The organism is Methylobacterium sp. 37f, assembly GCF_023093475.1.
In the GTDB taxonomy this organism is placed as follows: domain Bacteria; phylum Pseudomonadota; class Alphaproteobacteria; order Rhizobiales; family Beijerinckiaceae; genus Methylobacterium.
The window spans coordinates 1-9,593 of the sequence record NZ_JAGHKN010000070.1 but is presented as its reverse complement, the minus strand read 5'-3'; the positions used below and the strand labels follow the sequence as shown (position 1 = coordinate 9,593).

Annotated in this window: 11 protein-coding genes; 7 read left to right on the top strand and 4 right to left on the bottom strand. The window is 63.0% G+C overall.

Annotated elements, in window-relative coordinates:
* Positions 1–1,302: 1,302 nt before the first annotated feature.
* Both J7U37_RS24360 and J7U37_RS24355 read left to right on the top strand, forming a co-directional pair.
* Positions 1,303–1,491, top strand: coding sequence for a type II toxin-antitoxin system HicA family toxin (locus J7U37_RS24360; protein ID WP_247637414.1), 189 nt, complete (start codon positions 1,303–1,305; stop codon positions 1,489–1,491).
* On the top strand, positions 1,491–1,940 hold the full coding sequence (locus J7U37_RS24355; RefSeq protein WP_247637413.1) for a type II toxin-antitoxin system HicB family antitoxin: 450 nt from the start codon (positions 1,491–1,493) through the stop codon (positions 1,938–1,940). The genes J7U37_RS24360 and J7U37_RS24355 overlap by 1 nt, the downstream gene beginning before the upstream one ends.
* An 85-nt stretch (positions 1,941–2,025) precedes the next feature.
* Here J7U37_RS24355 and J7U37_RS24350 read toward each other — a convergent pair whose 3' ends face one another.
* The 3 genes from J7U37_RS24350 to J7U37_RS24340 are packed head-to-tail and all read right to left on the bottom strand — an operon-like array spanning position 2,026 to position 3,986.
* Positions 2,026–2,745 carry a cytochrome c biogenesis protein CcdA gene (locus J7U37_RS24350; RefSeq protein ID WP_247637412.1) on the bottom strand — a complete coding sequence of 240 codons (720 nt, stop codon included), beginning with the start codon at positions 2,743–2,745 and terminating at the stop codon, positions 2,026–2,028.
* Between the two features lie 6 nt (positions 2,746–2,751).
* Complete coding sequence (locus J7U37_RS24345) at positions 2,752–3,141, bottom strand: thioredoxin family protein (protein ID WP_247637411.1); 390 nt, start codon at positions 3,139–3,141, stop codon at positions 2,752–2,754.
* Positions 3,142–3,185: 44 nt separating this feature from the next.
* Complete coding sequence (locus J7U37_RS24340) at positions 3,186–3,986, bottom strand: pentapeptide repeat-containing protein (RefSeq protein WP_247637410.1); 801 nt, start codon at positions 3,984–3,986, stop codon at positions 3,186–3,188.
* A 188-nt stretch (positions 3,987–4,174) separates the two neighbouring features.
* Between J7U37_RS24340 and J7U37_RS24335 the strand changes: the two genes are divergently transcribed.
* The 5 genes from J7U37_RS24335 to J7U37_RS24315 all read left to right on the top strand — a co-directional run bounded on the left by J7U37_RS24335 (position 4,175) and on the right by J7U37_RS24315 (position 7,744).
* Positions 4,175–4,849 carry a Crp/Fnr family transcriptional regulator gene (locus J7U37_RS24335; RefSeq protein WP_247637409.1) on the top strand — a complete coding sequence of 225 codons (675 nt, stop codon included), beginning with the start codon at positions 4,175–4,177 and terminating at the stop codon, positions 4,847–4,849.
* Positions 4,850–5,078: 229 nt separating this feature from the next.
* A complete protein-coding gene (locus J7U37_RS24330) occupies positions 5,079–5,636 on the top strand; it encodes a recombinase family protein (protein WP_247637408.1) in 558 nt (185 codons plus the stop codon).
* Between the two features lie 41 nt (positions 5,637–5,677).
* On the top strand, positions 5,678–6,313 hold the full coding sequence (locus J7U37_RS24325; protein ID WP_247637407.1) for a hypothetical protein: 636 nt from the start codon (positions 5,678–5,680) through the stop codon (positions 6,311–6,313).
* Positions 6,314–6,560: 247 nt separating this feature from the next.
* Positions 6,561–7,130, top strand: coding sequence for a hypothetical protein (locus J7U37_RS24320; protein WP_247637406.1), 570 nt, complete (start codon positions 6,561–6,563; stop codon positions 7,128–7,130).
* Complete coding sequence (locus tag J7U37_RS24315; protein ID WP_247637405.1) at positions 7,127–7,744, top strand: hypothetical protein; 618 nt, start codon at positions 7,127–7,129, stop codon at positions 7,742–7,744. Before J7U37_RS24320 ends, J7U37_RS24315 begins: the two co-directional genes overlap by 4 nt.
* Positions 7,745–9,041: 1,297 nt before the next feature.
* On the opposite strand, the gene J7U37_RS24310 is transcribed toward J7U37_RS24315, so the two are convergent.
* Positions 9,042–9,593 (bottom strand): hypothetical protein (locus tag J7U37_RS24310; RefSeq protein ID WP_348773021.1); only part of this gene is annotated, 552 nt, incomplete at its 5' end.

Sequence of the window (9,593 nt, the reverse complement as noted above, 5' to 3'; positions counted from 1 at the left end):
CGTGCTGACGGGCGCTCTCGCGCTCGATCCCGAGGCGTTCGGCAAGCTCATCGTAGGTGAGCCAGGTGACGGCATCCATCCGGGTCGTGCTCCGGGGCGAGACCTGGGACAAGCGCCGGGTCATGTGCCGGTGTTGATCCAGGCACTGTGCCAGGGTCTGACCCGGATCATGGGCGGTTCAGGGTAAACGCCTCGTTAAGAACTCGACGGGCACGCTCGCCAACCGTGGCCGGCGTTGACGCGGTTCATCTCGCCGTCCATCGTCACCAGCACCACGGCTGTGAGAGAGTCGAGGCCATAAAACGAAACAACCCGCCGGGTTAGGGCGGGCTGCACGTCCGGCACGGGGCCGGGATCGATCAACGTTTGGCGACTTGATCCTTCCCGAAAACTCGATGCTCTGCAAGCTGAAAACGCGAGTTTTCCGCATTGGCGGAGCTTTGCCGACTGTGTCGCGCCCCTTCACGACGGGTTCTGAACCCGAGAGGCGGAGCTATGCGGTTTGAGGGGATGGCCGAGATGATCGGCCAAGCGCACGGTGCTGCGCTCGATGATGTCACACGGGCGTTATGGGCTGCCGTTAGCGCCGGGCAGCTTAACGACGACGATGCTTTGCGCCTGTCCGAGGCGCTCGATGCCCGCAGGTTGCTTAACAAGACCGATCAGGCGGCCGCTGGCGGTAGACTGCCCCTCGTGCGGCAGCCACCCCTTCCGCGAAAGCACCAGCGGCCCCCTGATCGGACTGAGGCGCGGGAGCGGTCTCGCCGCTGGGCAGCTGCCGGTCGCATGCCGCCAGCCATCGCCTGCAAATTCACTCCAGGCGAGCAAGCCGCACTGGCAGTGATCGCAGTCGAGGTCACTAAGAGGAACGCCTGCAGCATGGCGATCGGCGCCGTGGCGGCCATCGCAGGTGTCAGCGAGTCCACTGTGAAGCGAGCAATCCGACAGGCGAGGGCACTCGGCTTCTTGACGGTCCAGGAGCGGCGCGTCTCCCGCTACCGGAACGACACGAACATCGTGCGCATCATCGCCAAGGCGTGGACGTCATGGCTCGAGCTTCGCGGTTCAGGGGGTGGGGTTCACCGCCGCACGGGCACGAATACAAATGATTCATTCAAAGCCCGTCCTCGGCTTGGACGAGCGCCGCAAGGGGCTATCGAAGGGTGGGGTTTGGGAGGTGGCTGCAGTGAGAGAACCGGCATCGCCATGCGGTAGGTGCATGGAATTGCTGCGTATCTTGCGAGTTATCCACACTCAACACTTCTGTTGAGTTCCACACTTCTGTGGACTACCCTACCTTTTATGAATGCTCAGGAACTCAAAAAATGGCTGGCCGCCCAAGGGTGCCAGTTCGAAAGCCATAAAGGCGGTTCCGGACATCTGACCGTTCGTAGGAAGGGAATGACGTCTCAGCTACCCATGCACAGCTCTCGCAAGGAGCTAGGCACCGGGCTTGTAAACAAAATAAAAAAAGATCTGGGATTGAAGTGATGCTGATCTATCCGATCCATCTCACGCCGGACGACAACGACACTTTTCTTGTTACATCGCCTGTATTTCCCGAGTTCACGACTTTTGCGGAAACACGCGAGGAAGCTATCGTAAATGCACGTAAAGCATTTGAAGAAGCAGTAGGCGCTCGCATAAGTGCAGGCGAGGCAATTCCTGCTCCTTTCAAGCCTGATCTTGAGCAGAAAATGGATGCAGCAGATGCAGCAGCTGTGCGGCTTTCCGCCCTTACCTCGCTAAAGGCTGGCCTTTATCAGGCGATGCGTGTTGCTGGCGTGACGCGGGCAGAACTAGCGCGAAGGCTGAACTGGAAGCGCGAAAGCGTAGACCGGCTGTTCAGGCTCGATCACCGCTCGCGCCTGGATCAGATTGAAGCTGCATTCAATGCGATTGGGGAAGAGGTTTCCGTCGGGCATCGGAAATTCGGGTAGCCTCGACCTAACTCGCCAAACGCACACCTGCGATGATGGAGCAGTGCGTTTGGACTTGCTGGATCAGGAGTGATCTCAGGCGGTTTTAGATCCGTGTCGTGAGGTTGGTCAGCCAAGCCGGCGAGGCTTTGACCAGCGCGGTCTCCGCCGCCTTGTCATAGCCGGAGGCGATCATCAGGCCGGTTGCGACGAGAACTAGACCAAGCGCCGCCTTCAGCCCCTTGCCCAACCCCATGATCCGGTCGCGCCAGCGCATTAGCACTTCGCGCGACAGGGTGCCGAGCAGTAGCAGCGGCAGGGCCGCGCCGACGCCGAATAGGAGCATTGTCAGCGCGACGGCACCGAGGTCTCGCCCCTGGGAGGCGAGTAGCGAGGCCGCTCCAAGAGTCGGTCCGACACAGGGGCTCCAGACAGCGCCAAGCAGCACCCCGACGCCGAACTGACCGAGCAGGCCGGCGGTGGAGAAACCGCCGAACCGGTTCTCCGTCCAGTTGCTCACTGGGCCGGCGGCCACGGCCAGCCGTGTTTGTGCTGCCGGGACCATCAGGATCAGCCCAACGAGGATGAGCATGATGGCTGCGCCGGTCCGGAAGATGCCGGCATCTAGGCCGATGGCGAAGCCGACGGTGGCCACGAACAGGCCAATGATCACGAAGGACAGCGCCAAGCCAGCGGCGAGTGCCGCCGGGCCGAGCCTGTGCTCTGAGGCCGCCGCGCCAAGCACCAGCGGCAGCAACGGCAGCACGCAGGGGGACAGCACCGAGAGGATGCCGGCAAGGAAGGCGAGGCCCAAGCTCGTGAGCATGACGGCTCAGATCGCCTTGTCGAGGAGCGATGAGATCGCCTCGGGCTTGGTCTCGCCGGCCGAGCGCCCGGTCTCCTTCGTCCCCTTGTAGGTGATGAGCGTGCTCTGCATCGTGGCGCCAAACTTCTTGACCACGTCCTTGCGGCTGTCGAAGTCGACGTCGAACACCTGCAGGTCCTTGAACTTCGGGTCGGCCTCAAGCTTCGACAGGATCGGCTTCTGGGCGGCGCAGGTGGTGCACCACGGGGCGGTGATGTGCACGAGGATTGGCTTGTCGGCCTTCTGGGCGGCCTCGAACGCGGCGAGCGTGTAGGTCATCTCGGCAGCGCTGGCAGCGGTTCCGAACAGCATGGGGGCGACGGCGAAGGCTGCGAGCAGGGTGCGGCGGGTGGTCATGAATGGTGTTCCTGTGATGGATGGCAGGAGGTGGAAGTCGAGGCTCAGTTCGAGACCTGCGTGATGGCGCGGTCGACGTTCACGCGGGCCGACCAGTCCTTGGCGCTGTCCTGACCCTTGAGATCGATCAGACGGGCAGCGGTGACGTCGACGTTCTTGAAGTCGGCCCCGGTGATGGTCGCGCCGGTGAGGTTGGCCCCCGACAGGTCCGAGCCCATCAGGACCACGTCGGTGAGGTCCGCATCCGTAAGGTCGGCGTATTCCAGGCGCGAGCGCCCGAGGTTCGCTCTCTTGAGGTTGGCGCCCTTGAGGTTCACCGAGACGAACACGGCTCGCATCAGCCCCATGGACTGGTTCTTGATGTCGGCTCCGCCCTTGAGGTCGACGAGCGTCGCCCCGGCCATGTTGGCGCCCTTGAAGTCGCCGATGGGCATGGAGCGACTGAGGTCGGCCCCGCTGAGGTTCGCGTCGCGGGCGGTGATGCCAAACATCTTGGCGCCGACGAGCTTGGCGCCGGAAAGGTCGGCCTTGATGAACCAGGCCTGCTCCAGGTTCGCGCCCGACAGGTCGGCGCCGCGCAGGTTGGCCTTGTTGAGGCGGGCGGTGCGCAGGTTCGCACCCTTGAGGTTCAGGCCCGACAGGTCGAGGCCGGCGAGCGCCTTATCGGAAAGGTCGATGGGCTTGCCGTCGGCCTTGGCGATCAGCGCCTCGACGTCGGCACGGGTCATCTCGGCCTTCGTCATCGCCGCAGAGCCCATGTCGGCACCGAGCAAGAGGTCCTGCTCGGCAACGGCGGGGCCGGCGGCAAGGGCTGCGAGCATGAAGCTTATGGCAAGACGGCGCATGTGATCGCTCCCATCGACGCGCCTGGCGCGTCGGCCGGCTACTCACGTCGTGTTCGTTGTGTCCCATGCTATGCTCAACTGCCCCGCAGGGTTGGTGACCCAGGTCACACAATCCCGACGGGGCGGGAGAAAAACACAACAAGAACCGGACGATCCGCCCTTCGTCACGGTGAGGGACAGCGCCAGTGATGACGGACGCACACAAGGTCGAGCGCTGGATCGACCGTTTTCCGCTGATCCATGCCCTGAGCCCGGCGCACCTGCAGCTCGCTCGCGGAACGGTGCAGTTCCCGGTGCTGGAGGCCGGCGCGACTGCCTACGAGCTGGATGGCGAATGCGCGAACTACTTGATGTGCCTGGAGGGGCGCACACGCATCTTCCGGATGTCGGAAGGCGGCCGTGAGGTGCTGATCTATAAGGTTGGTCCGGGGGGCACCTGTGCCCTGACAACGCAGTGCCTCCTATCTGGTGGCACCTTCCCGGCCCAGAGCATAGCCGAGGAACGGACGGAGCTTGCGGCTCTCCCAGTGGGCACGTTCCAGCACTTGATGGCCGAAAGCGCTGCGTTCCGCAGCTTTGTCCTGGACGACTACACGCGGCTGATGACTGGCCTATTCACGCTGATCGACGAGGTCGCTTTCGTGCCCTTGAAACAGCGCCTCGCTCAACGGCTCCTGGCCGAGGCCGATCCGCGAGGCATCGTCGCGGTGACGCACCAGAAGCTTGCCGATGACATCGGCAGCGTCCGCGAGGTGGTGAGCCGCATTCTGGCGCAATGGGCAGAGGCTGGTCTGGTCGAGCTACGTCGTGGCGCGGTCGAGATCGTTGACAGAGGCAGCTTGGCCTCTGCCGGTAGACGGTGAACTGCTGCACTCCAATGGTTCGGTGTCCGCTTCGGGGCAGAAGGCCAAGGTCCGCTCCCCACCCGTAGCAACCGATACCCATGCATTCGGTGCACTGGTCTCATCGTTCCAATAGGGCTTGCCCATGTGGAACGTTCCAGTCGCGCGTCAAATTCGTTCCAAAAGAATCATGTTGATTTTTGGAACGGACTGAAGGAGAATGTCTAAGAATTCATTGGAACGGAATGCCATGCTCATCGGCTACGCCCGCACCTCGACCCTGGAACAGGAAGCCGGTCTCGAAGCCCAAATCCGCGATCTGCGGGCGCTCGGGTGCGAGAAGCTGTTCCAGGAGCAGGCGTCATCCGTAGGCCCTCGCAAGGAACTCGACGCCGCGCTCGGCATCGTCCGCGCTGGCGACACCCTCGTAGTTACGAAGCTCGACCGGCTCGCCCGCTCCGTCACCCACCTAGGCGCGATCCTCGCGGACTTGGAAGCCAAGGGCGTCGCCCTGCGGATTGAAAATCTGGGCGTGGACACGTCCACCACTACCGGCAAGCTGGTGCTCACCGTGCTCGGCGGGGTCGCGCAGTTCGAGCGGGAGATGATGCTGGAGCGCCAACGCGAGGGCATTGCCAAGGCCAAGGCGGAAGGGGCCTACAAGGGCCGCAAGCCTACCGCACGGGCCAAGGCAGACGAGATCAAGGCGCTCGCGGCCGAGGGGCTGTCCATGGGCGCCATCGCGACCAGGCTCGGCATTGGCAAAGGCTCCGTCCACCGCGCCCTGGCCGCCCAGAAGGAGGGCTGATCGTGATTTCAAGAGAATCCCAGTCTGTGAGCGCCCAGTCCATGAAGCGCCGCTACACCCGGCTCGCGGATGACCAATGGGCCGAGGCCGAGACCGCATGGGCTTCCGGCTCCGCGACGCTCCCTGAGCTTGCCCACCGGTTCGCCGTGACGGAGCGCGGCCTACAGGCCCGTTTTGCCAAGCGTGGCATTGAGAAGGGCCAGAGCGCAAAGGCGCTCGCTGTCCAGGTCGCCGCAAGGGTGATGGAGGAGCAGGCTGCGCAAGTGGAAACGCTCGCAGAACGCGCCCAGACGATCCGGGAAGTCACCTACTCCAACGCGGCGAAGGTCGAGCGCGCGATCATGGACCGGCTCGACGCCGCCGCTGCTGACCCGAGCCAGACGTTTGCCGCTGCCGCCGCAATCAAGATGTTGACCAACGCCGCCGCTGCTCTCGAAAGACTTCACAGTCTCAAGCGTAGCGCTTTAGGGATTTCTGACGATGATGTGAGCGATGATGAAATGCCTGTGCTGTTGATCCGGGACATGACTCGCGGCGAGATTGAGGATATGCGTCGGAAGCAGGACGAAGAAGACGCGCTCGACGGCACCCTGATCGACGTTACATCAGACGCTGTTTCATTCATTGACGATGAAGATCTTGTTCGTGAGGGTGAAGACAAAAACGACGATCTGTAACTCTATGAGTATTGTGTCTGATAGCCTCTTTATCGAGTAGAGTGGGATAAATGTCGAAGTCTTAGAAAAAAGTGGCTTTGCCGTAGGGGGTCTAGTATGTGCCCGCAGCAGATTTCTACTCACGAAATCTATGAGAATGCGGCCTATTCGCATTGATCCGAAAAATCTGTTCACTTCTTGTTCTTGAAAGATGCGCTTTGAGCACACACATGTCTGTGACCAAAATATCAGACATGGAAAGCTTAAAGTGACCACCCGCATTATCAGGCCGACGCAGACGTCCGTTGGTCTCCCTGCCGAACGCCTCACCCAGCTTCGTGCTCTCGCTGATCGGCGCGGCGTTTCTGCCGTCGAGGTCGTGGAGCACGCGATCCGCCAGGCCATTGAGGCAGGCGAGATTGACGATACGCTTCCCGGCTTTGCCGAAGTCGCTGTCGTGGACGACGACCTCCTGTTCGTCTCGATCCGCGATGCCAGCCTGCCCCTTTTGGATGGAGATCAGGCTCGTCTCATCGCCGCTGTGATCGACGCCGCGACCGGCAGCGCGCCTCTTCTGGGCTTAGAATTTAAGTCCAACAGCGGCACGGGCGTGCCTTTGGGTCGCGACCACTGGGTCTATATCGGTCGCCATGTGAAGGCCGTCACGTTCGCCATCAAGGACGGCGAGACTGGCGAAATCACGCTCCGGACCGCGACTACTGCGAGCATCGCGACTGACTTCGCTCGCTTGCTTCGCAAGCATGCGGCTCAGATCATGCGCCCCATCGTCAATGCCGTGACCGTCGAGCTTGCCCCCGCTGGGGAGGCACGGTCGTGAACATCGTTCGCCTTGCTCTCGAAAACCAGCACCGCGACGACGTGCTTCAGCGTCTGGTAGCTGGTGCTGCTCAGGGCGACGCAGACGCCTTCTTGGGCGCCGCTGTCCAGTTGACGTGGGCGGGCGGCTGGGCGGCTGCCTTGCCGGGACTGTTGGCCCTCGAGACCATGCCCAGCGTCATCCAGGACGCTTTCCAGGCTGCGTGGTGCAGCAGCGCGTCCGATGCGTTCGGTCTTAAGCGGACCCTGACGCTGGACCTGCTCGGCCAGGATCATCTGCTGGCGGATGGTCTCGCCCTCCTGCTCCCGGCCCCGTCCGACTCGATGCCCACGCTGCTCTACCGGGCGCAGTCATTGCAGGACTACCGCGCGGGCCGCGTCGGCTGCTGGTGGACCCCGGAGCGCGAACTTGCCACTTCGCTGTGGCTCGTCACGTCAGCTGCTAGCGAGCATGTCGGAGATCACGTCCTGCTGGCGACCCAGGCTTCCGCTGGCGCCGTCATCTGCGGCACGCCTGACGACCTGGACATCGTGCTGGACCCGCGGCTGCTCCAGTCAGTCCGCGTGGTCGGGGTGCGCAGGAACGACCCGGAAGCCGACAAGATCGCAGCCTGAAAGGAGTGAGCCGCTCGCCCCGGCCAGGGCGAACGGCTCTTTCAACACGATGCTCTTAATAGGTAATATTTCCTCGCTATCCATGCAAGCCGACGCGCACCCTTGCGGCGGCTCGGCGTTGGATGCGCAAAAAAAGCGGGCTAAGCCGCGCCGTATCAGCCTACTCGCAGACCGGCATTTTCTTCTAGAATACAAAGCACTTAACAGCATCAAGAAGGGCATCTCGCCGGTCCAGAGTGGCGTGTCAGCTATAGTAGGTGTGCTTAAGGGGGATGAGCCTTCAGGCCCTTTGCCCGCCTTCATGACTAAGGCACCATCTCCTTGGCGCTACCTAACGGATGAAGTGCAGGGCCACTTCGCCTTTGAAGCCCTACAGGCGCTCGGCCCGGTCGTCGCCTTCACAGCCTGGTGCTCCACCGAAATTAGCGAACGGGCCTACGCGACCGGCAAGCCGCTCCTGTGGCTCCGCAAGCGCGTCGTGGAAGCTCTCGGTGCTGCCTTCGGGCCGGTCGCGTTGCTCGCCACGATTGAAGAGGAGTGGAAGGACGGTAAGCTTCGATTACACCTTCATGGCGCGCTGGGTCTCGCCTGCACCAGTCGCCGCAGCCTCGTTCGTCTTCGGCAGGCACTACGGCGAGCCATGGGGCCTTGGACCGGACCGGCCGCAAAGTTCCAGATCAAGTTCAGGCTCGACGTGGATTGTGGCTGGGCCTCCTACTGCACCAAGAGGTCGTGGCTCGCGCTGCCGGGCATCCGCGACCGCTTCGCCTGTGCCCGTCCCGGCTCCCCGTGGCGCTTGAGCTTCGACGGCCCGACGCTCACGATGACGAACGGTATCCGGGCGTTGGCGAAAGAGCTTCACCAGAAGGCCCGCGAAGCGGTCCAGGAAGCTCGTCAGCGGGCGCCAGCGCCTGCTGAGCCCGAAGCTCCCTCGGCACCATTGGAGCCGGTCTGTGAGCCCGTGAAGCTCCCGCTGACCCGGGTCTCCATCCCCATCAACCGCCTGGTGCTCCCAGATCCCGCAGGGCAGTCTCAGCTGTCTGCTACGCCTCGCTCAAGAGGGCCGCCTGATCGAGGTGGTCCAACCCGAATGTGCCAGATTGCGTGCCAGGACGGCGTATCTCGCAATCGCAGATCAGCAAGACACCCAGAATGTCTGGCGCTCGCAGTTCCCGGCTTTCCTTCATCGCGTAGATTTCCTCCACGAACTGACCGGCTGCCGGCCCGTAGAGCGCTTGGCAGTCGTGCTCAAAGCGCGCTTCGTCGCGAAGGAGGTGGTGTCCTTAGTCGCGTGGGCTCAGCCCGCTAGCCGACGCCACCACGGACGATGCGCTACCGGCTCTGGGATGCGCGTTGCGGTCTCGTGCCAGCGATCCCGATCCTTCTCGGATGCTGCCAGAGCCGCCCTTAGCGCCTCGACCTGGACCGTGAGCACATCGCGTTCACCCGCTACTGCATCCCGATCCGACGCCACGACATCGCGATCTGCGGCCCGGGCCAGTGCTGCCTCAAGGGCGACTTCAAGGCGCTCGATGTGCCGGGTCAGAACCTCCGTCACGCCCGGGTCATGTGCCGGGGGCTGAACCGGGACGTGCTCCGGCTCTTGAACCGGGACTGTCTCGCCCTCACCAGCGTCAGAACGCTCTCCAAGGGCCTCGTCTGGCACACCGATGCGGACCTTGCCGTCATTGCCCGGCCGACGCGCCCAGCGCTTGCGCTTGACGTGCTGACGGGCGCTCTCGCGCTCGATCCCGAGGCGTTCGGCAAGCTCATCGTAGGTGAGCCAGGTGACGGCATCCATCCGGGTCGTGCTCCGGGGCGAGACCTGGGACAAGCGCCGGGTCATGTG

Bases quoted from the DNA above. Each gene is read 5' to 3' on its own strand.
- J7U37_RS24360 (WP_247637414.1), top strand. From the start codon at position 1,303: ATGAATGCTCAGGAACTCAAAAAATGGCTGGCCGCCCAAGGGTGCCAG.
- J7U37_RS24355 (WP_247637413.1), top strand. From the start codon at position 1,491: ATGCTGATCTATCCGATCCATCTCACGCCGGACGACAACGACACTTTT.
- J7U37_RS24350 (WP_247637412.1), bottom strand. From the start codon at position 2,745: ATGCTCACGAGCTTGGGCCTCGCCTTCCTTGCCGGCATCCTCTCGGTG.
- J7U37_RS24345 (WP_247637411.1), bottom strand. From the start codon at position 3,141: ATGACCACCCGCCGCACCCTGCTCGCAGCCTTCGCCGTCGCCCCCATG.
- J7U37_RS24340 (WP_247637410.1), bottom strand. From the start codon at position 3,986: ATGCGCCGTCTTGCCATAAGCTTCATGCTCGCAGCCCTTGCCGCCGGC.
- J7U37_RS24335 (WP_247637409.1), top strand. From the start codon at position 4,175: ATGACGGACGCACACAAGGTCGAGCGCTGGATCGACCGTTTTCCGCTG.
- J7U37_RS24330 (WP_247637408.1), top strand. From the start codon at position 5,079: ATGCTCATCGGCTACGCCCGCACCTCGACCCTGGAACAGGAAGCCGGT.
- J7U37_RS24325 (WP_247637407.1), top strand. From the start codon at position 5,678: ATGAAGCGCCGCTACACCCGGCTCGCGGATGACCAATGGGCCGAGGCC.